Origin of the sequence: Arthrobacter sp. CJ23, from assembly GCF_024741795.1 — a bacterium.
Taxonomy (GTDB): domain Bacteria; phylum Actinomycetota; class Actinomycetes; order Actinomycetales; family Micrococcaceae; genus Arthrobacter.
Genome location: NZ_CP102950.1, coordinates 4,054,111 through 4,074,753, shown reverse-complemented (window position 1 = coordinate 4,074,753; position 20,643 = coordinate 4,054,111). Strand labels below are relative to the sequence as shown.

At 63.5% G+C, this 20,643-nt stretch carries 21 protein-coding genes and 1 pseudogene; 15 read left to right on the top strand and 7 right to left on the bottom strand.

Features of this window, described 5'->3' with window-relative positions; all coding sequences use genetic code 11:
* Positions 1-204: 204 nt before the first annotated feature.
* The 10 genes from NVV90_RS18380 to NVV90_RS18335 all read left to right on the top strand — a co-directional run bounded on the left by NVV90_RS18380 (position 205) and on the right by NVV90_RS18335 (position 8,200).
* Positions 205-432, top strand: a complete 228-nt coding sequence (locus NVV90_RS18380; RefSeq protein WP_258438678.1) for a Flp family type IVb pilin — start codon at positions 205-207, stop codon at positions 430-432.
* A gap of 81 nt (positions 433-513) precedes the next feature.
* Positions 514-741, top strand: coding sequence for a Flp family type IVb pilin (locus tag NVV90_RS18375; protein WP_258438677.1), 228 nt, complete (start codon positions 514-516; stop codon positions 739-741).
* 125 nt (positions 742-866) lie between these two features.
* Positions 867-1,241: a TadE family protein gene (locus NVV90_RS18370; protein ID WP_258438676.1), complete on the top strand. Its 375-nt coding sequence runs from the start codon at positions 867-869 to the stop codon at positions 1,239-1,241.
* Positions 1,229-2,257, top strand: coding sequence for a Tad domain-containing protein (locus NVV90_RS18365; protein ID WP_258438675.1), 1,029 nt, complete (start codon positions 1,229-1,231; stop codon positions 2,255-2,257). Before NVV90_RS18370 ends, NVV90_RS18365 begins: the two co-directional genes overlap by 13 nt.
* A gap of 34 nt (positions 2,258-2,291) precedes the next feature.
* Positions 2,292-3,065: a Flp pilus assembly protein CpaB gene (gene cpaB, locus NVV90_RS18360; protein ID WP_258438674.1), complete on the top strand. Its 774-nt coding sequence runs from the start codon at positions 2,292-2,294 to the stop codon at positions 3,063-3,065.
* Entirely contained in the window at positions 3,062-4,255 is a 1,194-nt protein-coding gene (locus NVV90_RS18355) for an AAA family ATPase (protein WP_258441232.1), read from the top strand. Before cpaB ends, NVV90_RS18355 begins: the two co-directional genes overlap by 4 nt.
* Positions 4,255-5,793 (top strand): CpaF family protein, encoded by a 1,539-nt coding sequence (locus NVV90_RS18350; protein ID WP_258438673.1) that lies wholly within the window; start codon positions 4,255-4,257, stop codon positions 5,791-5,793. The genes NVV90_RS18355 and NVV90_RS18350 overlap by 1 nt, the downstream gene beginning before the upstream one ends.
* Positions 5,794-5,795: 2 nt before the next feature.
* Positions 5,796-6,725: a type II secretion system F family protein gene (locus NVV90_RS18345; RefSeq protein ID WP_258438672.1), complete on the top strand. Its 930-nt coding sequence runs from the start codon at positions 5,796-5,798 to the stop codon at positions 6,723-6,725.
* A gap of 8 nt (positions 6,726-6,733) precedes the next feature.
* Entirely contained in the window at positions 6,734-7,618 is an 885-nt protein-coding gene (locus NVV90_RS18340; protein WP_258438671.1) for a type II secretion system F family protein, read from the top strand.
* 126 nt (positions 7,619-7,744) lie between these two features.
* Positions 7,745-8,200, top strand: a complete 456-nt coding sequence (locus NVV90_RS18335; protein ID WP_258438670.1) for an Hpt domain-containing protein — start codon at positions 7,745-7,747, stop codon at positions 8,198-8,200.
* Between the two features lie 22 nt (positions 8,201-8,222).
* On the opposite strand, the gene NVV90_RS18330 is transcribed toward NVV90_RS18335, so the two are convergent.
* Positions 8,223-9,023, bottom strand: coding sequence for a response regulator transcription factor (locus tag NVV90_RS18330; protein WP_258438669.1), 801 nt, complete (start codon positions 9,021-9,023; stop codon positions 8,223-8,225).
* A 254-nt stretch (positions 9,024-9,277) separates the two neighbouring features.
* On the opposite strand from NVV90_RS18330, the gene NVV90_RS18325 reads away from it, so the two are divergent.
* Together NVV90_RS18325 and NVV90_RS18320 are read left to right on the top strand one after the other, a co-directional pair.
* Complete coding sequence (locus NVV90_RS18325; protein WP_258438668.1) at positions 9,278-10,978, top strand: cell wall metabolism sensor histidine kinase WalK; 1,701 nt, start codon at positions 9,278-9,280, stop codon at positions 10,976-10,978.
* Positions 10,979-11,239: 261 nt separating this feature from the next.
* Positions 11,240-11,626, top strand: coding sequence for a hypothetical protein (locus NVV90_RS18320; protein ID WP_258441231.1), 387 nt, complete (start codon positions 11,240-11,242; stop codon positions 11,624-11,626).
* A gap of 24 nt (positions 11,627-11,650) precedes the next feature.
* Here NVV90_RS18320 and NVV90_RS18315 read toward each other — a convergent pair whose 3' ends face one another.
* The gene (locus NVV90_RS18315) at positions 11,651-15,106 is read right to left on the bottom strand and encodes a DEAD/DEAH box helicase (protein WP_258438666.1); all 3,456 of its coding nucleotides are present in this window, start codon (positions 15,104-15,106) and stop codon (positions 11,651-11,653) included.
* A 224-nt stretch (positions 15,107-15,330) separates the two neighbouring features.
* Here NVV90_RS18315 and NVV90_RS18310 point away from each other — a divergent pair, with 224 nt between their 5' ends.
* Positions 15,331-16,179, top strand: coding sequence for a hypothetical protein (locus tag NVV90_RS18310; protein ID WP_258438665.1), 849 nt, complete (start codon positions 15,331-15,333; stop codon positions 16,177-16,179).
* 226 nt (positions 16,180-16,405) lie between these two features.
* Here the strand turns inward: NVV90_RS18310 and NVV90_RS18305 are convergent, their stop codons facing one another.
* From NVV90_RS18305 to NVV90_RS18295, 3 genes are all read right to left on the bottom strand, one after another.
* Positions 16,406-16,783 carry a hypothetical protein gene (locus NVV90_RS18305; protein ID WP_258438664.1) on the bottom strand — a complete coding sequence of 126 codons (378 nt, stop codon included), beginning with the start codon at positions 16,781-16,783 and terminating at the stop codon, positions 16,406-16,408.
* A complete protein-coding gene (locus NVV90_RS18300; protein WP_258438663.1) occupies positions 16,783-17,394 on the bottom strand; it encodes a hypothetical protein in 612 nt (203 codons plus the stop codon). Before NVV90_RS18300 ends, NVV90_RS18305 begins: the two co-directional genes overlap by 1 nt.
* 307 nt (positions 17,395-17,701) lie before the next feature.
* Entirely contained in the window at positions 17,702-18,235 is a 534-nt protein-coding gene (locus NVV90_RS18295; RefSeq protein WP_258438662.1) for a hypothetical protein, read from the bottom strand.
* 172 nt (positions 18,236-18,407) lie between these two features.
* Between NVV90_RS18295 and NVV90_RS18290 the strand changes: the two genes are divergently transcribed.
* Entirely contained in the window at positions 18,408-18,905 is a 498-nt protein-coding gene (locus NVV90_RS18290; protein WP_258438661.1) for a sigma-70 family RNA polymerase sigma factor, read from the top strand.
* Positions 18,902-19,579, top strand: coding sequence for a zf-HC2 domain-containing protein (locus tag NVV90_RS18285; protein ID WP_258438660.1), 678 nt, complete (start codon positions 18,902-18,904; stop codon positions 19,577-19,579). The genes NVV90_RS18290 and NVV90_RS18285 overlap by 4 nt, the downstream gene beginning before the upstream one ends.
* 100 nt (positions 19,580-19,679) lie before the next feature.
* On the opposite strand, the pseudogene NVV90_RS18280 reads toward NVV90_RS18285, so the two are convergent.
* Together NVV90_RS18280 and NVV90_RS18275 are read right to left on the bottom strand one after the other, a co-directional pair.
* A pseudogene (locus tag NVV90_RS18280) lies at positions 19,680-19,799 on the bottom strand (formyltetrahydrofolate deformylase); the annotation flags it as partial.
* 8 nt (positions 19,800-19,807) lie between these two features.
* Positions 19,808-20,635, bottom strand: a complete 828-nt coding sequence (locus NVV90_RS18275; protein WP_258438659.1) for a methylenetetrahydrofolate reductase — start codon at positions 20,633-20,635, stop codon at positions 19,808-19,810.
* Positions 20,636-20,643 lie beyond the last annotated feature (8 nt).

Genomic DNA, 20,643 nt, shown 5'->3' with positions numbered 1-20,643 from the left:
TTGGCCATCAGCCGGCACACACCATGACGTTCCGCGCCTGCCCGATCCTGTGCGTTTCCTAGGTTTAACACAAGAAATGCGCAGGGTCGCCAGTCTTGTCACAGGATGTCCCAAAGTACGCGCTACGCGAAGTCGGACGTTGCTATGTTGCTAGTGAGCTGGTACTGGGCCAGCCCACATTCCCCAACTCGCTCAGGAGTTCACATGCTTTCTCTCTTCTCCAACACCGCATCCCGTGTCCGCCATGAAGAAGACGGCGCCACCGCCGTCGAATACGGCATCATGGTTGCCCTTATCGCCGTTGTCATCATCGTCGCCGTCACGCTGCTGGGCTCGACGGTCAGGGAGACGTTCTCCCAGGTCCAGTGTTCCGTGAGCGGCAAAACCTGGACGGCCGCCACCACTTCAGGTGGTAAGGGCACTTGCGCCTAGTAGGTCCGTCCCTTCGGGACTGGACCGAGGCTCGGGGCGCGCACAGCCGCGCCGTTCACCCCAACCATGCTAGGAGATTCAGTGCTTTCCAATTTGCTAAAGTCCGCTTCTCACGCGCAGCGTGACGAAACTGGTGCCACCGCCGTCGAGTACGGCATCATGGTTGCCCTTATCGCTGTTGTCATCATCGTCGCCGTCACGCTGCTGGGCTCGACGGTCAGGGAGACGTTCTCCCAGGTCCAGTGTTCCGTGAGCGGCAAAACCTGGACGGCCGCCACCACTTCAGGTGGTGCTGGCACCTGCGCCTAGGTACCGCGCTCCAAAGTGCCTGGGAGGCAGTACGCGGCACACCAAGCAATTCCGGAGTGGCGGCGGCGTTCAGGCGGCCGCCACTTCGCTTGATTAGGACATCCGTTCTCTGGAAGGGCAACAGTATGCCAAGGCCATCCGAACGGGGCGCCGTGGCAGTCGAATTTGCGCTGCTCGCACCGATCCTGGTGCTCCTGCTTCTCGGAATCATGGAATTCGGACGGGCTTACAACGCGCAGGTGTCGCTCTCAAACGCGGCACGGGAAGGAGTCCGCGTCATGGCAATCACGAATGACCAAACGGCAGCCAAGACAGCGGCGAAGAATGCCGGTGTCTCGCTGAACCCAAAGCCGACGGACGCGAACTTCACCTTTAGTCCGGCCAGCTGCACATCGGGGGCGCAGATGTCCGTGACTATCAACTACACACTCAGCACCCTCACGGGAATCGCCGGACCATTCGCGATGACAGGCGTAGGAGTCATGGTATGCAGCGGCTGATGGTCCGTGAGGACGGTGAACGTGGGGCTGTTGCGGTCCTTGTTGCCCTTCTTCTGGTGGTGCTGCTCGGCTTCGCGGCCCTTGCCGTGGATGCGGGAATGCTCTATTCGGAGAAGGCCCAAGTCCAAAACGGCTCCGACGCCGCGGCCCTCGCAGTGGCCCAGAAGTGTGCCGCGAACACGGGCGATCCGGATTGCTCTACCACGTCCCCGCTCGCGATCAGCATTGCCAACAAGAACGCCGTCGATGGCTTGAACAACATCAAGTCGATCAACTTGGACCTTAGCAACCGGAAAGTGACGGTGACCGCAGGGGCCAAGCAGTCTGGGGGCCCGGCGAACGCCGTCTCCCTCTTCTTCGCGCGGGTCCTCGGATTTAGCACAGCCGACGTGGTGGCCAACTCGAGTGTCCAATGGGGCAGCGCCCTCGCCGGACGAACCGCATTTCCCCTGGCATATTCCATCTGCCAGGTGCAGGGCTACATCGGCGGAGCCCTCCAGCTTCTCCAAGATCATGGAACGGGCGCCAACCCTAGCTGCCATTACGGACCTTCGGGCGCCACTGTTGCCGGTGGCTTTGGCTGGATCGTCCAGGATGCCGGAGTATGCGGTGGCACCATCAATCTCGCCGTCAGTGAAGGCGGCAGTGCACCGGGTAACAGCCTCCCAAACAACTGTTCAGCGACGCTTCAAAAGTGGAGCGACACTATCACCGCTGGGCGCGACGTCATCGTGCTGCTCCCAGTCTTCGACGCTGTGACAGGAACGGGAAATGGCGCCGTCTACCACCTCGTGTCCTTCGCCGCCTTCAAGGTTGCTGGCTGGAAGTTCAGCGGCAACAACTCGACCCCGGACGCCTTCCGCAACACGACTTCCGACGTCTCGTCGGCACTTGCCTGCACTGGAAACTGCCGCGGAATCATCGGGAGTTTCGTCAAGTACGTGTCGCTGGCGGACGGCTACTCGCTGGGGCCTGTAGACGCCTACGGGGCCACCATTGTGCGCTTCACCTATTAGTTTTCACCCCATTCTTTGAGCACAGGAGCAGTAAGTGAAGTCACGCTTGTTGGCAGGATCGGCAGCAGCACTGCTGGCCGTCATTGGGGTGGTTCTCGTCTTCTCTTACGCGCAAGGAGCGGATCAACGGGCGGTCCAGAACCTTGCACCTGTTGACGTGTTGGTGGTCAAGGCGGCCATCCCTGCCGGTACCCCTGTGGATGCCATGAGGGATTCCCTGGTTACCCAGCAACTGCCGGAATCGGCGGTCCCCAAGTCAGCGCTACACACGCTGGGGGACTCAGCGGGCAAAGTCGCCGCCGTTGACCTCGTCCCTGGCGAGACGTTGGTGGCCGAACGCTTGGTCGCCCCGGACGCACTCAAGACTCCCGGGGACGTGAAGGTGCCGGCAGGGCTCCAGGAGGTCTCCTTTCAGTTGGAACCCCAGCGGGTGGTAGGAGGACAGCTGGTTCCCGGCGACCATGTTGGAATATTCATCTCCATGTCCGGCGGTGGAATCGAAGCGAAGCCGGACAAGGAAACCACAGAACTGACCATCCACAAGGTTCTCGTGACCGCGGTCCAGCGTGGCCCACAAGCGGCAGGGAGCGCACAGCCGACGCCGAATCCCAGCTCCGGTGCGGCGGCTGATCCCAATGCCAGTGCACTTCCCACAGGATCCCTCCTGCTGACCGTGGCCGTCAGCGATGTGGATGCGTCCAAGATCGTTTTCGCCTCCGAGTTCGCCAAGATTTGGCTGAGCAAGGAGCCACTCGACGCCAAAGACAACGGACCCAGGATCATTCAGAGGAGCGAGGTGTACAAGTGAGCCGCTTTGTCCTGATCACTCCCAGTACTGACTTTGACAAACGGCTGCGTCAAGCCGTTGCCGGGGGACTGCCCGGAAGTGTGCAGACTTTTTTCACCAGCGTCTTGCCGGCTGATCCAGCCGAGCTGTTTGGCGCCCTTAACCAGGAACAACTCGAAGTCCTGATCCTAGGACCCGATGTGCCCATCGATGACGCACTGCGCTTCGCCACTGTTTTCGATGTGCAGTTGCCGGAGCTGAGCGTGATCCTTGTCAGTGAACTGGATCCCGAATTCGTCCTCCAGGCCATGCGGTCCGGCATTCGCGACATCATGAGCCCGGCAGCGGACCTGGCCCAGATACGGGTCATGCTTGAGCGTGCGTGTCAGTCTTTCGCCAGCCGCCAGCGCACCATGGAACCCAAGCAATCGGGTTCCCCGAGGGGCTTGGTGATCGGCATCTTTTCCCCCAAGGGTGGTGTGGGCAAGACGACAATCGCCACGAACATCGCCGTGGGGTTGGGCAAGATCGCTCCAATGAGCGTGGTGATCGTGGATCTCGACTTGCAATTCGGTGACGTCGCCTCAGGGCTCTACCTCAATCCCGAACACACCGTCACCGACGCAGTTACTCCGTCGGCCAGCCAGGATTCCCTGGTGCTCAAGGCCTTTCTCACCGTCCATCCGGCGAGTATCTACGCCTTGTGCGCACCCAAGGACCCCGTCGAAGCAGATGAAATCTCGCCGGAACAGATCGCTCGACTGCTCGAACAATTGGCCGAAGAGTTCCAGTACGTGGTGGTGGACACGGCGCCTGGACTGCCTGAAATCGGCCTCGCGGCTCTCGAACAGTGCACGGATGCTGTGTGGGTGACTGGCATGGACGTTCCAAGCGTTCGGGGCCTTCGCTCCGGTCTGGACATTCTCCGCAGGCTGAAGCTGCTACCGGAAAACCGCCATGTGGTCCTCAACATGGCTGATTCCAAGTCCGGCTTGTCGGTCCAGGACGTCGAATCAACTGTCGGTGCCCCCGTTGACGTCAGCATCCCCCGGTCAAAGGCTGTAGCTCTCTCCACCAACCGCGGGATTCCTGTGCTCCAAGAGTCCGTGAAAGACCCAGCTGTCAAAGGACTCAAGCAGCTGGTCGAACGCTTCAACCCCGTGTGGCGTGCCACAGCACAGCGCAAACTGCACAGAAGGGTAGTGGTCTAATGAAGCTGTCTGAACGCCTGCATGCTGCGGAGGGCAACGTCGAAGCATCCCTCAGCGCAGGGGTAAATGGTCCTGTGCCCGCGAATCCGGGTCCGGACACCTACTCCCCGTTGAAACCGACGTTTGCGGACTCCGCTCAGCAGCCCAGCCCCCATTCCGCCGGGAAGCCCAGCGGTGCCGCGAAACCGCATATCTCAGTCAAACTGTCCGACCACCCGGACTCGCCCAAGCCGAGAGTCCAACAACCCGTGGACGCTTTCGCTGCCCTCAAGCGGCGCGCCGCAACGGCATTGTTCGAGCGGCTGGGTACAAGATTCAACGACTCGACGGTGAGTGAAGAAGAATTGCGGACAACTGCCCGCGAAGAGCTCATCCGGATCGTCGACGCTGAGCAGGTCCCGCTGTCTCCTGACCAGCGCAGTCGGCTTGTGGCGGACGTAGCGGACGACGTCCTGGGCTACGGGCCGCTGCAACGCTTGCTGGATGACCCCGAGGTTACGGAGATCATGGTCAACAGGATGGACCAGATCTACGTCGAACGGCGGGGCAAACTTGTGCTTACGGATTCCGGATTCAGCTCGGAGCAACATCTCAGGAGGGTCATCGAACGGATCGTTTCCAGGGTGGGACGCCGTATCGACGAATCATCCCCTCTCGTCGATGCGCGGCTTGAGGACGGCTCCCGCGTGAACGCCGTGATTCCTCCGCTTGCCGTCGGCGGTTCGTCGCTGACAATTCGCAAATTCAGTAAAGTGCCGTTGACCATCAGGAACCTCATCGAGTTCGGCACACTCACGGCGGAGATGGCCGAACTCCTCAACGCTTGCGTCAAGGCCAAACTGAACATCATTGTGTCCGGAGGCACCGGAACCGGTAAGACGACCCTCTTGAACGTCCTGTCCTCCTTCATCCCGGAGGACAACCGCATCGTCACCATCGAGGACGCGGTGGAATTGCAGATCCAACAGCGGCATGTGGTCCGGCTAGAGAGCCGGCCACCGAACACGGAGGGCAAGGGCGAAGTGACCATCAGGGAGTTGCTCCGTAACTCCCTGCGCATGCGTCCGGACAGGATCGTCGTCGGCGAGGTTCGTGGCGGGGAATCGCTCGACATGCTGCAAGCCATGAACACCGGCCACGACGGCTCCCTCTCGACCGTTCACTCGAATTCCCCCCGGGACGCTGTGGCGCGCCTTGAAACCCTGGTTCTCATGGCCGGCATGGATCTGCCACTGCGCGCGATCCGCGAGCAGATAGCGTCCGCCGTGAACCTGATCATCCAGATCTCCCGTTTGCGCGACGGAACGCGTCGCATTACCCACGTGACCGAGGTCCAGGGCATGGAAGGCGACATTGTCACCCTGCAGGACGCTTTTGTCTTCGACTATTCGGCGGGCGTCGACGCCCACGGGATGTTTCTCGGCCGGCCCGTGCCGACGGGTATCCGTCCACGTTTCATCGACCGCTTCGAAGACCTGGGCATTCGGGTTTCACCCGGAGTTTTCGCCGCTCCGCTGACTTCGGCACCAAGGACGTGAGCATGCTCCTCATGGGAATGGCCTTGATGCTTTCAGCCATCCTGCTCTTCGGGGTAGCGGTGATCTTGCCCAAAGCCCCTGGGGTTCCTATGGATCGGAGGCGGCCCTACGAAGTGGGCCCTGGCTCGCAGCTCACCCGTTTTGCAGGGTCGGCGGCCGATGTCCTCCATGGCGTCCTGGCGCGTCGCAACATTCGGATGTTCGGCCGGGAAGAACTCGAAAACGCCGGCCTGCGAATGAGCCAAGCGGATTTCGTCATACTCGTGATCGCTGGGGCGTGCGTCGGTGCCTTGATCGGTCTGATTGTCGGCGGGCCCTGGGTGGCTGTTTTGTTCTTTCTCCCGGCACCCCTGGTTGGACGGCTGGTCATCAGGGTCCTGGCGGGCAAAAGGCGAGCAAAATTCGATGACCAGCTCGGTGATACCCTCCAGCTGCTTTCCGGCGGATTGAGGGCCGGCCACAGCATCCTCCGTGCGATCGATGCCGCGGCCAATGAGTCAACCAGTCCGACATCCGAAGAAATGCGCCGCATCATCACGGAGACCAGCCTCGGCAGGGATCTCCAAGCCTCGCTTAACGACACGGCCGACCGAATGCGGAGCGAAGACTTTGTGTGGATAGCCCAGGCAATCCAAATCAACCGTGAGGTGGGAGGAAACCTGGCGGAGGTCCTGGACCAGGTCAACGAAACCATCCGCGAGCGCAGCGAGATCAAAGGCCACATCAAGTCCTTGGCCGCGGAGGGAAAGTTCTCGGGATACATCCTCATGGGGCTTCCGTTCGGCATCGTCATCATGCTCATGGTGGTCAACCCGGGCTACATGGAGCCGATGTTTACGCATCCGCTTGGGTGGGGAATGATCGCGTCGTCAGCCATCCTCATGACCATCGGCGGGCTCTGGATGCGCAAGATCATCGACTTGAAGTTTTGAGGTGAATCGTGGATCCCCTTGTCTTGCTGTCGCTCCTCCTGGTGCCGCTGCCCCTTTCCTACCTCGGATGGTCGTTCTTTTCCACGGATCGCAAAACACAACGAGCGGTCCGGGAACTCCTGACGCGGGGCCACGACGTCGCGGAAGTCGAGGAACAGGGCCGAACCGGTGTGCTGGAGCGCCTTGGCTACCGGCTCACCCCCGGAAGCTATGCCCAGAAGCTGGACAGACTTCTATCCTTGGCTGGCCGGCCCCCGTCGCTGCCTTTGGGACGTGTCCTCGCAGCAAAACCCGGGCTCGGTCTATTTGGTGCCCTATTTGGTTTGTTCATCAGCAGCAACAGTCCAAGCGGGATTATCAAGCTAGTCGGGATATTCGTGGTACTGCTGGGATATTTTATTCCGGACCTGATGCTGTACAGCAAGGGACTGGAACGGCAAAAGGCGATGCAGCTGGAGCTCGCCAACACTATGGATCAAATGTTGATTTCGGTCGAGGCGGGCCTGGGATTCGAAGGTGCCATGGCCCGCGCCGGGGAAAACGGAAAGGGGCCGCTGGCCGAGGAACTTGTGCGAACGCTCCAAGACATGCAGGTTGGTCGCAGCCGCCGCGAATCGTACCTCGCGCTGGCCGATCGCACCAACGTCCCGGAACTTCGAAGTTTCGTACAGGCCGTCATCCAGGCAGACACCTACGGAATTGCCATCAGCCGTGTTCTTCGGGTCCAGGCCAAGGTGATGAGGGTGAAGCGTCGCCAGCGCGCCGAAGAGAAGGCGATGAAGCTTCCGGTGATGGTTCTCTTCCCGCTCCTGCTCTTCATCTTCCCCGTTTTGTTCATTGCGATCCTGGGCCCGGCGGTCATCAACGCCATTTCGGCCTTCAGTGGCGGCTGAGCGCAATAGCGCGTTCTCGGAATTAGGTGCAATGGGTGAAAAGGCGTCAAAACAAGAAAGGTTAAGATTTCCTCAGGATCGGCATAAGATCGGATTCTTTCGGAATTCGGAAAGTAGCATGGACGTATGTTCAATTCAGGTTTCAGCGAGGTCAACGAGGAGGCGGGCCCCGGCCATACGGGTTCGGCCGACCATTCCAACGGGCTGCCCACCGCCCATCTTGCCAAGCTTCCGATACTGGACCTCGCAGAATTCCAGCTCCTGGAAGACCAAGTGGACAATCCACTGATTGCACGTACCTTTGCCGGCGACTTCGCGAAGCTGTGGGGGATTCGATACGAAATCCTCGCAGCCGCAGTAGAACGCGGGGACTCGGCCGCAGCCCTCGACGCGATCCTCAGCCTGAGGACCTCGTCCACGATGGTGGGCGGTGTTCGCCTTGCGCGCCTTGCAGCGCAACTGGAAGAACACATCCGGAATAGTGATTTGCGCGAGGCCCAGCCCCTCCTCAAGGACGTTGCAGAATGCGGCCACCGCACGGTCCAGGAGCTAAAGGATAGCTACGTACTCAGGAATGAATGACGTCGAAACCCGGCCAGAATGCCTAGTCCGGTCTTCTGGGAGCCAGACGATACCCCACTCCTCGGACGGTCTGGAGGAAACGGGGTGACTGGGGATCTTCACGAAGCTTTCGGCGAAGATTACCTATATGGGTCTCCACGGCCCGTTCGTCGGCCTCGCTGATATAGGAATTATCGTCGTAGTAATCACCACGGGCTGCTCGAACAAGGTCGGCCCTGGTCCGCACCTCCCCGTGGACACGCAGCAAGTCGAAGAGCAGGTCGAATTCGCTTCTCGTCAATGTCAGGGGGGAGCCAAGAAGAAAAACCGTCCGTGTTTTGTAGTTCAGGACTAGGCCGTTGTGCGTGATCACGCCGTTGTCCGGCCCCGAACGGGCCAAATCACCACGGGCCGGCTCACTCGCGGCGGAGACACCTCCGTGGTCCTCCCTGGGCAAAGTAAGCCCGTCCTCTGTCCGGGGGCGCCTCATCATGGCAGTGACCCTGGCCCTCAATTCGCGGGGCAGAAACGGCTTTTTGACGTAGTCGTCCGCACCCGTGAGGAACGCCGTCAACGTCTCCGGTTCGTCGCGCCTGGCCGTCAACATCACTACATATGCATCGCTGAATTGCCGAATTTGGCGCAGGACCTCGTGGCCGTCCATATCTGGAAGTCCGACGTCCAGCGTTACCACCGCGGCGTGTTGATGTCGTACGACTTCCACTCCTTCACGCCCGGTTGCGGCGGAGTGCACCACAAAACCGGCCGACTTGAGGATTGCGTCAACCAAATTCCGGACGTCTTCGTCATCCTCAATGACAACAGCTACCCCAGGCTCGCTCATGACACCCTCGAGTCGGTGAACGCCGCCGCACAGCCCAGCGCAATGCGGGAAGTTTCACCCAAATAACCACGATACAAGCGTTGACGTCATAAAGCACCTAATATGTGGAACATGTGCTGCTCCGAACGTCCAGGGCCGTCCTGCGGTCTCGCCACATTCGGCGATCAGAGGGGCATAGGTGACTCCGTGCGGTTGTTACTGGAATTGTCCGGAGCAGTAATTCGTCCGCGAATCTCCCAACGAAGGGTTCTGGCTTGAGTGAGCAGCCTTTTATTCGCACGGCCGCACGTTTCTTCAGGAAACTTACGCCTCGCGCCCGGTTGGCTTTCTGTGAATTGCCACTGACGCTCATCGTCGCAGGCCTGGTGATCGCGGCCCCTACTGTCTGGCCAGGTCTATTGCAGAACCGGTTGTTTGTCGCCGGCGTCCTCCTCCACGGGATCCTGTTCCTGAGCTGCCTGCTGGTCCCTTGGGAGCGCTTGGCGCCGAGCGCAAGCCTGGCAATCCCCATTTTGGATCTCGTTGCCCTCTGTTTCACGCGAAACGGCGCCTTCAGTGCGATACCAGGCCTCATCACACTAGCCATCTTTCCAGTGATCTGGTTGTCTGCCTCAGGCCTGCTTTCCAAGACAAGCCTGATCCTCAGCTTTGTGGGCCCTTTCCTCATTGCGCTTCCGTCCGTTGTTTCGCACTTACCCCATCCCACCGGATCGGACATTTCCTCGGTGGTGCTTTTGCCACTCATGATGTTCGCGGTGGCCGTTTCCATTCGTTTGGCCGGTTCCAATGCCCGTCTCCAACAACGGCGGGTAAAACAGCGGGACCACGTCCTGCGGCAGTTGCTCGCTGCCAGCCGGGAGAGAGAGACGCTGCTGAAGACAATCCTGGACACGATCGACGTCGGAATTGTCGCCGTTGATCAGAAGGGTGAAACCGTTCTGATCAACAACCAACAAAAGGCATTCCTGCAGATGGCAATGCCGGCGGAAGGCCGGCCGGGGCTCGCGGAACAAGACAGGCTGGTTTTCGGCCAGGATCGGCGAACACCGCTCTCACCTGAAAAGGGCCCTATTCGAAGGGCTGTTGAAGGAGACACCTTCTCCGACTATCTCGTCTGGTTCGGCGCCGGCACCGGACAGCGGGCCATCTCTACCGCCGCACGTGGCATGAAAAACGAGTTCGACGACGGGTTCGGCGGTGCCGTCATCGTTTTCAAAGACGTGACGGATGTTGTCGATGCCCTTGCGGCCAAGGACGAACTCGTTGCCAACGTTTCACACGAATTCGGTTCGCCACTGACATCGATCTTGGGAAACATCGATCTCGTGCTACGCGGATCCCAAGATCTCCAACCGGAAACGAGGAGAGACTTGGAAGTCGCGGAGCGCAATGCGGAGCGGCTCCGTGCCTTGGTTGAAGACCTCCTTTTGTCGGCCGTCGCCGTGGAAAGCGTGCATCTACGGCGCACTGACTTGGCAGGTCTGGTGGAAAACAGTTTGGTTTCTGCGCAGGCGCAGGCCGACGCCGCCCATGTGGGCCTCGTCGCCGACGTACCAGCACCGCTCTGGGCAAATGCCGACCCCTTGAGGCTGGGACAGGCCCTGGACAACCTGGTTTCCAACGCCATCAAGTATTCGCCGGGTGGCGGACTAGTGACGGTAAGGGCGGAGCGGAACGACGGCTGGGTCCGGCTTGAAGTGGAGGACACAGGAATGGGCATGACCACGGACGAGTCAACCAGGATTTTCACGCGATTCTTCCGGACAAATTCTGCCCGTCAGGCCCGGATTCCAGGCGTGGGCCTCGGCTTGTCCATCACCAAGTCCATCGTGGAACGCCACGGAGGCAGCATCACTTGCAACAGCAGACCCGGAGGGGGAAGCACCTTTACTGTGGCGCTGCCCGCTGGTCCGCCCCTGGAGAAGTCCAACGCGGGCTCACCGGCCCTCTCTTGAGGCACACAGCAAAGGGAGGGGGTAACCGAGTAATCCCCACGATCCAACCAAGTAGCTCGCCACCCTGCAAGTGTTCCGACCGAACAGAATAGAGTACCCGCTACTCGTGACAGCCCTTGGCGTAGAGGATTGAATGGAGCGCAGAAGGTCTCAAGCGCAATTCCGGTCCCTTGGGGGGTTTATCCGTATGTGTGGTTTCTGCAATACCCCTGTGCCCAATCCGTGTCTCGCATTGACGGAGGTAGTCCGTTGAGCGCGGGAATGGAGTCCGCTGCCATGTTCGCGGGGTCGTTGCCCGGGCTGATCCTGATGGACCTGGGCCAGGCAATGGTGGTGGTGTGTCTGTGTTTCGACATGGTCCGCGCCTTGTCCGTGCCCCGCTCGCACCGCCGCTACGTGGCCAGTACCGTCTTCAGGACCTTGGCAGTGCCGTCAATCCTCGTCATGGGCGTCAGCGTACTGGTTGACGTGATTTTCTTGTCGTGGATGGACCTCGTCATGGGCGTCTTGGTGATGGTGACGATCATCTTCCGCTGGCACCACGACAAGGACGAGGACAACTGGTGGAAAGGCAAAGGCAAGAAGCTGGCCCGCTGGGCGCGGAAGCAGCTTGCGCCGCCGCCTGCACTGGCTCCGGCGATGGGCTGAGTGCCAGCGATGGGTTGAGCGGCGTCAGTCGCTGAACAGCCCCGCCAGGTCCTCCGCCGTCAGGGCCCCGCCGGAGAGGGCGTCGCCCTCCATCACGTCCGCGAACAGCTGCGACTTCTTCGCCTTGAGCGCCATGACCTTTTCCTCGATGGTGTCCTTGGCCACCAGCCGGTACACCATGACGTTCCGGGCCTGCCCGATCCTGTGCGTGCGGTCCACGGCCTGCGCCTCGGAGGCCGGGTTCCACCAGGGATCCAGCAGGAACACGTAGTCGGCCTCGGTGAGGTTCAGGCCGAAGCCGCCGGCCTTCAGGGAAATCAGGAACACCGGCGCCTGGCCGTTCTTGAACTCGCTGACCACGTCGGCGCGGTTCCGCGTGCTGCCATCCAGGTAGCAGTACTCCACTCCCTCGGCGTCCAGCCGGTCCCGCACCTTGCCGAGGAAGCCGGTGAACTGGCTGAAGATCAGGGCCCGGTGTCCCTCGGCCACCAGGTCCTCGAGCTGCTCAAAGAGCACATCGAGTTTGGAGGACCGCACGCCGGACAGGGACTCGTCCACCAGCGAGGCGTCCAGGCTCAGCTGCCGCAGCAGGGTGAGGGACTGGAAGATGGTGAAGCGGTTCTTGTTGACGTCGTCGATCAGGCCCAGGATCTTCTGCCGTTCGCGCTGCAGGTGCGTCTGGTAGACCTTGTGGTGCCGCGGGTTGAGCACCACCTCGAGGATCTGCTCCTGCTTGGGCGGCAGGTCCTTGATGACCTGCTCTTTGGTGCGGCGCATCATGAGCGGACGGACCCGACGGCGGAGCTTGGCCAGCTGCGCCTTGTCGCCGTTCTTTTCGACCGGCTTCTGGTAGTACTCCGCAAAGCGCCGCGGGCTCGAGAACAGCCCCGGTGCCACGATGGAAGTCAGCGCCCAGAATTCCATGAGGTTGTTTTCCAGCGGCGTGCCCGTGATGGCCAGCTTGAAGGCAGCCGGCAGCTTGCGGGCGCACTGGTAGGCCTTGGACTGGTGGTTCTTCACGAACTGCGCCTCGTCCAGCATGAGCCCGGCCCAGGCGAGCGAGGCGTAGGCGTCGTAGTCGATCCGGAACAGCGCGTAGGAGGTGATCACGACGTCGGCCCCGGACAACGCCTCGAGCGGATCGGTGCCGCTCTTGGCAAAGGTTTCCCCGATGGTCCGGACCGAGAGCCCAGGCGCGAAGCGCTGCACCTCGGCCGCCCAGTTTCCCACCACGCTGGTGGGGGCAACCACCAAGAACGGGGCGCCGCCGTCGGCAGCCCCGCCGCCCTCAGGCGAAGCGGCCTGCTCCTTCGCCGCGCACATCAGCGCGATCGCCTGCACGGTCTTGCCCAGGCCCATGTCGTCGGCCAGCACCCCGCCCAGGCTGTGCCGGAACAGGAAGCTGAGCCAGTTGAAACCCTCCAGCTGGTACGGGCGAAGCTCGGCGTTAAGGCCGGCCGGCAGCGGAAGCCCGGTCACGCCGTCGTCGAGCAATCCGCCCACGGCCTCGCGCCACGCGGCCGCCTGCTCGTCCACGATCCCCAGCTGCGCCAGCTCGTCCCAGAGCCCGGCCTGGAAGCGGCTGATCTGCAGGGTCCCGTCCTTGCCGTCCGGGTTGTCCTGCAGCGAGCGGGCCTCGTCGATCAGGGCGCGCAGCTGGTGCAGCTCGGGCAGGTCCAGGGAGAACCAGGCGCCGCTGGGCAGCAGCATGCGCGTCTGGCCCGCGGCGAGCGCGGAGAACACCGCGGCGAAGGACACGGGTTCGCCCTCGAGCGTGATGACGATGCCGAGGTCGAACCAGTCGCGGCTGTCCGTGGCCTTCGTGGAGATGGACACCACGGGGGCCTCTGCGGCCTCGCGGTAGTCGGCCATGTCTCCGGCGGTGTCCACCACGACGTCGGGCAGCTGCTGGAGCGCGGGCAGCACCTCCTCGGTGAACGCCAGGGTGTCCAGGCCGTCCAGCTCGGCAGAGGCCACCAACCGGGGCGTTCCCCAGCCGCCGGACGCGGACTCGGCCAGCGCCGGAACCACTTCCCAGGGCTTGCCAATGGACTCCAGGATGCGGGCTTCCTCGGCGTCGTCGCGGTAGCCGTGGTCGTCCGGGTGGCGCCACAGGGCCTGCGCCGTGACCAGGGTGCCGGACTTGTAGTGCCATTCCCAGTGCAGGCGCACCTTGTGGTCGGTCCCGTAGTTGGCCAGCAGGGACAGGGTGGGCACCGCCAGCGTGGGCAGCTCCACGGACTTGTCCGCGGCCTGCACCTTGGTGGACTGCCGCAGCTTGGGGTAGAAGGAGGTCAGGAATCGGCTCTCGTCCCGCGCCGGGATCTGCAGGGTGGCGCCGTCCGCGACGAATTCCAGCAGCTCGTCGCTGAGCCCGCCCTCGAGCGGTGCCAGCGTGATGATGTTCTCCAGCGTGGGGATCCCGGGGAGCTGTTCGGGCCCGCGCTGGGTGAAGAAGATGCCGGTGGCCGGCTTGCCGAGGAAGCCCACGGCGGCCGGGTCAACCGGCTCCCCGCCGAGGGAGACCGACGGCGCCAGCCGCAGGCCGCCGTCGGGCGTTCCCGCGTCCGGCGCGGGGCTGCCGGCGCCCGCCGCGCTGTTCCGCGCCAGGCTCAAGCCGACGACGGCGGCCTCCGCGCTGACGTGGACGGGCTCGTTTCCGGCGGTGTGGAGGAGGGGTATGCCAGCCTTGGCGGCCTCGGCCAGGAGCGCCCACAGGTTCTTGCCGGCGAAGTCGTTCAGGCTCAGCCACATGGCGCCGGAGGGCTGCTGGCGGCCGTTGCTGGAACCGTGCGCTGCCAGGAAGGACTGCAGCCACTCGACGTGGGATTCGTTGAATTCGCGCCGGTAGCTGACGTAGCTGAGGTTGTTCCAGGAGACGTCGCCGCGGATCCACTTGCCCTTGGCGCCCATCATCACGGGGCGGGCCTTGAGCTGGCGGACGCTGCGCATGGGGTCCCGGCGGCCCGTGTAGGAGAAGTGCGTGGCGGGTTCCTCGACCTCGAACTGCAGGGCCAGCGGCAGGCCTGTGCCGGGGGAGGCGCTGCCCGGCTGCGCGATCAGCTTGTTGAGCGCCAGCTCCCAGGCCGGGCGCGAGGAACCGCCCTGGTCCGTGGAGCCGGGGCGGGACGAAGTCTGCGGGCTGGTGGTGGCGGCCATGAGCTGTGCGCGCACCAGCGGGTGGTCCTCCGCGGTGAAGAGCAGCGCCGCCACGTGCTTGCAGTCCTTGCGGACCGGGCAGCTGCAGATGCCCACAGTGCAGGTCCAGCCGACGGGCTTGCGGACCAGTTTTGCCGACGTCGAATACGGCTGCGGGCCGTTCCCGCGGACCTTGCCGATCATGAGCCCGGTGGCGGGGTCGAAGGAAATCCCGCTCACCCTGCTGCCCATGGCGTACGCCAGTCCGGCCGCCAGCGAGCGGTCGTTTATGGCAGGAGTCTGTATGGCCAGTTCCCAGTTGTCATCGGTGTGGGACGGCATTCGCACGGCTACTTTCGGAAGAAGGTTATCTGCCTAATCCTAGCCAGCCCCACCGCCTCCCTCACCTCGCTACGCGAGGCCAGGGAACCCGGGCGGCGTGGGCCAGCCGCAAACGGCCCCCAAACTTCGCCCGGCGTTAACCTCCATATCGATTGCGGACGCCTTGCCGCGCGTACCTTGAAGGTGTCCGGAGCACCACCAGCTTTCAGCAGTGAGGAATTCCCATGACCAGCAATGAGTACCCCGTCGTTCTGACCAAGGCCGGCCTCGAGGGCCGCAACGAGGACGTCGTGGACGCCAACGTGGACGTTGTGAATGAGATGTACCAGGAACTCCTCATCAGCGAGGAAATGGCCCCCAACGCACTGGGCAGCTACTTCGTCGATTTCTACCTGACCCAGGCGCTTTCCGGCGGTTTCGCCCAGTACGTGTTCACCGTGCCGGAGCGTGAAGAGGTTGACGGCTACGTCCGGGCCGGCCTGGCAGGCATGGGCGCCGCCGGCCACCTGGACCTGTTCAACCGCACCGTTGCCGCGTTCGACGCCCTCAGTGACGACGACGCCGAGGTCTACCTGGACGGTGAACTGGACGAGTCCGAGGCCACCCCGGAGGCCGTCACCGAACTGGAGGAGCTCGACGGCGAGTTCGAGGCACTGCTGGAAACCGAAGACATCGTGGTCCTGAACGCAGCCTGGCTCCGTGCCCAGGAGAACCTGCTGGTCCTGGACGAGGAGGAGCTCAAGGCCCACATCGCCGGCCGCGTCGCCCTCATCCCGAACCTTGAGGAACGCCAGGCCGAGGCCGCCGAAGAGGCACTGGAGAACGCCCCCGAGTTCGAACTCATCATCCGCGAACTCTGCGCCGTGGCCGGCTACGAGCTGCAGAAGATCACCATGGGCGACCCCAACTACATCCACGACGGCGAGAAGACCCTGGCCTGGCACTTCGCCACGGACCACGGCGACTACATCATGGTCGAAGACGACGACGAGGCCTTCATGATCCACCCGGAGACCAAGGAAATCATCGCCGCCGTGGAGTTCGAAGAGTCCGAGGAGTTCGAGGACGCCTAGTTCCTCGCCGCGTTTGGGCGGCAGACATCCTCCCCACCGTCCCCCTGGCCTCGCAAGCTCAGCCAGGGAACCCCGGGGTTGATTAAGAACTGAACAGCGGTTGGCGGTAAAGGTACGTTCGCTGCTCGCTTTGAATTTTGGGTGTGTTGGACTTTCCAGCAAGAGGGCTCCGCCCGGGGGAACTGGTTCAACCCCCGGGCGGAGCCCTCTTGCTTACTTCTTCTTCTTAGTTTGTTGTTGCGGAGGAAGCTTTGTGGAAGCGTCCGTACTTATGTAGGTAGAGGTACGTGCCGATGAACGTGATGAGCCCCAGCAGGGGGCCGGCCCACAAGGCAATTGGTGAACCTTGGAGGAGGATAGCGCCGAGTCCGAAGGTTCCGGTCAGGGCGGCCCCGCCCGGGTTCGCTGTGGCGAGTTTGCCTTGGATGTGGCGGCCGAGTTGGCGGTAGTGCATGGCTTGGAGGGCTGCGAAGAGCAGAAATGAGGCCACCATGATCAAGGGCCACGGCCAGGGGGCCATGGCTACCACGCTCAAGGTCAGCCCGTACATCGCGGATAGCCCCAGCCAGTAGTTCCGTTGCGCGGGTTCGGTTGTGGTGTTCATCAGCACCCCCTGTTGAAGTCAATAACGCCTCCAGCGATCGTCATTGCTGCCGAGCAGCCGATCATGGCCATGGGGCCGAAAAAGCCCATCGCACCGCAGAAGGCCATGTTCGTTCCCCACCAGGCCCAGAGAGCGGCCCACGCGGACGCGCATTGCGGATACATTGGTTTCATCGCAATGCTGCCTTTGCCTCCACCGATCATGGATGGTTTGGCTTTGCTGAGTGTCGCGACCTTGGTGTTTCCCGGCCCGTCCTTTATTTCCAGGGCGAGGTAACCGGAATCTGTCATCGACACGAGGGCTTCAAGGGCATCTGTTGGCATGGCCGCTGCCAGGAACTGCTGCTGCAACCCGGCGTCGAAGCGGTTGTCCGCGGACAGGTACTGCGTGAGTTCCTTCGAGCCCTGGATGAGGTGCAGACGTTTTGCGAAGCCGACAGGATCGGCCAGGCGGGCCTGTTCCAGCCGCTTCATCGCCTCGGATTTCTGGGCCGGCGTCGGCTCCAGCAGTACAGCACCTTCGCTGCTGCCTACCACCGTCCGGTTCCCGGCAGCGTTGGCTGGCGCTACGGACGCGAAAACAACAGCGAACACCGCTACGAGCGTGGTCACGAACCGCAAAACCCTGGACCAATGTGATGCACGAATCATGTATACCCCCATAAGACCTTGAACCCGCCTGGTTGAGCGGGGGAACTGCGCCTCCTCCGGGAACCTCAAGGAGGCTCCAGTCCGGACAATCTAAGCGGACAACCCATCCAACGCAAGTCAAGTGACTCCGGCCGAAGATGGGCCCCGCCGGAGCGCTGCGGGCCCTCCGGCGAACCGGCAGCGGGATGGTCCGGGCGCAAGCAACGCGGGGTCAGTTAGGGCCCATCATGACCCCCGACATGGGCCGTAACTGACCCCGCGTTGGTGGTCAGTACCCCATCGCGGCGCCCTTGATCATCTCGCCGGTAGGGCTCACCAGGTACCAGACGCCGCTGAAGCCCTGGCCGAGGATGTCGCCGGGGGCTTTGTCGTTCGCGAAGTAGTAGACCGGCAGGCCGTTGATGGTCAGCTGCTTCTTCCCGTCGGCGGTGGTGATGGTCCCGATGGTCCCGGTGACGCCGTCAACCGAGGGGGTGGCCGACGCGGTGGTCACGGCCGGCCACATCGCCACGCAGGCACCTGCGCAGGCGCTGGTGCCCGAATCCTTGACGTCCTTGGTGAAGAAATAGACGCTCATGCCCTTACCGTCCACCACGATCTGGCCGGCGCTGGAGGCTGCGGTCTTCAGTTCAGCGGCAGCGGCGGCCGGGCTGGAAGGCGCGGCCGACGTCGGAGCCGCCGAGGACGGGGCGCTCGACGCCGGTGCGGACGAGGTGGGCGTGGTGCCGGTGGTGCCGCCGCAGGCAGTGATGGCTGCGGCCAACGCCAGCACGCTGAGTCCGAGGCCGAGTTGCTTCTTCATGTCTGGCTCCTTTGCTAGGGCCGGCCGAAAGGTGGCCGGGCGCTAACTCCTACGACGCCGCCGGGGGAAGAATGGTTCACGGGACTGAACCTTTTCCGCGATGGGCACGTCGTATCGCAGAAGAGCCGGAATGCCCGGAGCCGGGAACTGCCGGAAGACACAGGAGGCAAGGATGCCGCTGGACGAGGACGTGGTGGCCGCGATCTACCGCGACCATGGGACCGCGCTGCGCCGCTTTGTGCTCAGCTGCACGCCGGACGCGAACCTGGCGGACGACGTCGTGCAGGAAACCATCCTGCGCGTGTGGCAGCACGCCCCGCAGATCACCGGAAGCCTGCGCAGCTACCTGTTCCGCACGGCCCGCAACGTCATCATCGACAACTACCGCAAGGCCCAGCGCCGGCCCTCGGAAACCGGCGAGCAAGACCTGCCGGATCGCGGCGCCTCGGAGCGCGTGGACGAGCTCCTGAACCGTGTCCTGATGGAAGAGGCGCTGCTCCGGCTCAGCACCGAGCACCGCGAGGTCCTGGTGGCCCTGCACTACCAGCGCTTCACCGTGAACGAGGCGGCCCTGAGGCTGAACATCCCCAGCGGCACCGTCAAATCCCGGGCCTTCTACGCAGTGAAGGCCCTCCGCACGATCCTCGACGAAATGGGGGTGGCACGATGAGCGGAAACGCCATCCACCAGCTGCTCGGCGCCTATCTGCTGGGCGGCCTGGAAGCGGCCGAGGCGCGCGCCTTCGAGGACCACCTCGCCGGGTGCGCGGAGTGCCGCCGCGAGCTTGAGGAGCTCGAAAGCCTTCCGGCGCTGCTCGACGCCGTTCCCGCGCCCGACGCCGTGGCGCTCACCGCCGGGCGCCCCGCCGTCGACCCCTCCCCGCTCCTGGTGGAGCCTGCCGAAACCCTCAAGCACAAGGTGCTGGACGAGCTTGCGGCGCGCAGGCGGACGTCCCGACGCCGGCGCTCGGCTGTTATGGCGGGCGTCGCCGCCGCCTGCCTGGCGCTGGGCTTCCTGGCCGGGCCGCTGCTGAACCAGCCGCCCAAACCGGACGCGAGCTACTCGGTGCAGGCGGGCAGCGGGCTGCAGCTGACGGTGGGCATGGTGAAGAAGACCTGGGGCACCGAGCTGGAGGTGGACGGCCGGAGCATGCCGCTGGAGGGCACCCTGTACCTGTGGGTGAAGGGCCGGGACGGCGCCGAGGAGCTTGCCTGCGGCTGGACCGCCACGCCCAGCGGCCGCATCAAGGTCACCGGCGCCACGCCCGTGCAGCTGGCCGGGATCGCCGGCGTCGAGCTCCGAGACGAAGCCCAGCGCACGGTGGCCGCGATTTCGGTGCCGTAGCACGGCCGCCGAAGGCCCTCCTGCCCAATGCAAGTTCTATTTCAATCAATCCATATTTATCCCAAATTTCGGATAAGGCGCCCGGAAGCTTGGTGGCCCGCTAGCGCAGGATCACCGTCCGGTTGCCGAGCAGCAGGATCCTGCCCTCGCAGTGCCAGCGGACCGCGTTGCTCAGCGCCTTGCACTCGGCGTCCCGGCCCACCGCCACGAGGTCGTCGGGGTGCTCCCTCAGGCCGACGCCGGTGCGGTGCCGAGGGCGTCCGGTGCGGCCGCGTGGTCCGCGGCGGCCTGATTTGCAGCGGCTGCGTCCAGGCTGTTGAAGGTGTAGAGATGGATGCCCGCGATCCTGTCCTGGTTCTCCGCGAGTCCGGCCACGAGGGGCGCCGGCGAATACCGGTCCCCGCTCAGGAGCCGGCGGGCGAGCGGGCCCTTGCGGCTGAGGAACTTCAGGGAGGTGCCGACGCCGATCTGGGTTGCCAGCGAGACGAGCTTCGTCCGGGGAACGGCGCCGGCCACGCCAGCCCACACGGGCAGATCCACGCCTTCGCGGCGCAGCAGGGCCACGAAGTCGACGATTTTCGGGGCGGAGAAGCACATCTGCGTGACCACGTGGCTGGCCATGTGCTGCTTGGTCAGCAGGTCTTCCAGCAGGTCCAGTCCGGACACGGCCGGGTGGCCCTCGGGGTAGCCGGCCACGCCGACGGCGATGCTGCCGCCGGAGTACTGGGCGATGTCTTCCATCAGTTCTGCCGACGTGCCGTAGGGTCCTGCGGGCCGCGGCGTGTCCCCGCCGACGGCGAAGACTTCCCGGATGCCGGCGCCGTCGCAGTCGCGCAGGATTCCGGCCAGCTGCGAGCGGTCCTCCAGGGCACGGGCCGCGAGGTGCGGGACGGCCCTGTAGCCGAGCCGCGAGAGCTCGACGGCGGCCCGCATGGTGCGCCCGATGCCGTGGTGGGGCAGGCAGGTGATGGTGAGCGTGGTGCCCAGCGGCACGGCCGCGCGGACCTTTTCGACGATGCCCTCGGAAGGGATGATCTCAAGTCGTGTGGGGAACATCTTTGATC

Coding starts and splice junctions, on each gene's coding strand:
- NVV90_RS18315 (WP_258438666.1), bottom strand. CDS start 15,106: ATGCCGTCCCACACCGATGACAACTGGGAACTGGCCATACAGACTCCT.
- NVV90_RS18380 (WP_258438678.1), top strand. CDS start 205: ATGCTTTCTCTCTTCTCCAACACCGCATCCCGTGTCCGCCATGAAGAA.
- NVV90_RS18305 (WP_258438664.1), bottom strand. CDS start 16,783: ATGAACACCACAACCGAACCCGCGCAACGGAACTACTGGCTGGGGCTA.
- NVV90_RS18310 (WP_258438665.1), top strand. CDS start 15,331: ATGACCAGCAATGAGTACCCCGTCGTTCTGACCAAGGCCGGCCTCGAG.
- NVV90_RS18370 (WP_258438676.1), top strand. CDS start 867: ATGCCAAGGCCATCCGAACGGGGCGCCGTGGCAGTCGAATTTGCGCTG.
- NVV90_RS18295 (WP_258438662.1), bottom strand. CDS start 18,235: ATGAAGAAGCAACTCGGCCTCGGACTCAGCGTGCTGGCGTTGGCCGCA.
- NVV90_RS18320 (WP_258441231.1), top strand. CDS start 11,240: ATGGAGTCCGCTGCCATGTTCGCGGGGTCGTTGCCCGGGCTGATCCTG.
- NVV90_RS18350 (WP_258438673.1), top strand. CDS start 4,255: ATGAAGCTGTCTGAACGCCTGCATGCTGCGGAGGGCAACGTCGAAGCA.
- NVV90_RS18335 (WP_258438670.1), top strand. CDS start 7,745: ATGTTCAATTCAGGTTTCAGCGAGGTCAACGAGGAGGCGGGCCCCGGC.
- NVV90_RS18290 (WP_258438661.1), top strand. CDS start 18,408: ATGCCGCTGGACGAGGACGTGGTGGCCGCGATCTACCGCGACCATGGG.
- NVV90_RS18345 (WP_258438672.1), top strand. CDS start 5,796: ATGCTCCTCATGGGAATGGCCTTGATGCTTTCAGCCATCCTGCTCTTC.
- NVV90_RS18365 (WP_258438675.1), top strand. CDS start 1,229: ATGCAGCGGCTGATGGTCCGTGAGGACGGTGAACGTGGGGCTGTTGCG.
- NVV90_RS18330 (WP_258438669.1), bottom strand. CDS start 9,023: ATGAGCGAGCCTGGGGTAGCTGTTGTCATTGAGGATGACGAAGACGTC.
- NVV90_RS18275 (WP_258438659.1), bottom strand. CDS start 20,635: ATGTTCCCCACACGACTTGAGATCATCCCTTCCGAGGGCATCGTCGAA.
- NVV90_RS18285 (WP_258438660.1), top strand. CDS start 18,902: ATGAGCGGAAACGCCATCCACCAGCTGCTCGGCGCCTATCTGCTGGGC.